Source organism: Streptomyces sp. URMC 129 (assembly GCF_051386415.1).
Lineage (GTDB): Bacteria > Actinomycetota > Actinomycetes > Streptomycetales > Streptomycetaceae > Streptomyces.
Window position 1 is genome coordinate 1 of record NZ_JBPQTQ010000301.1, and the last position, 563, is coordinate 563.

At 78.3% G+C, this 563-nt stretch carries 1 pseudogene; it reads right to left on the reverse strand.

Annotation, left to right across the window (positions count from 1 at the left end):
- Positions 1 to 563: pseudogene (locus ACSNOC_RS27885) on the reverse strand (hypothetical protein); the annotation flags it as partial.

Genomic DNA, 563 nt, shown 5'->3' on the forward strand with positions numbered 1-563 from the left:
GTGCCCGCCGTTGTGGAGCGGGCGGCGCTCCAGGTGTCGGGGGCGTCCAGGTTCACGCCGCGCGTCGTGCGCGGGGCCACCGGGGCGTTGACGTACGTCGGCACGGGGACCGGGGCCGGGTCCCAGCTCTCCGGTTCGTGCTCCGGGGCCGGGGTGCGGCGGCGCTGCTGGTCCTCCCACTCGGCGTGGTCGGTCTGCTCCACGATCGCCTGGGCGGGCTGCTCCGGGACCGGCGGCTTGGCCGTGCGCTCGCGCAGGCGGCGGGCGGCCTCCTCGGCGCGGCGGCGGTCGAGGGCGACCGCGTAGCGGCGCTGCTCGTGGCGGCGCACGTGGGCCAGGTACGCGATCAGCAGCACGCCGGGCACCAGCGGGATCCACAGGCGGCCGGCCCCCGACGACAGGGCGTAGATGCCGCCGAGCGTGAAGGCCAGGAAGAGGATCATCGTGGTCCGGCGGCGGCGGGCGAGCACCTTGGCGCGCGCGGCGGAGGCCGGGGAGGAGGGGGGAGCGGGCTTGGGCGCGGGTGCCGGAGCGGCCGTGACGGGCTCGGCGAACGCGCGGAC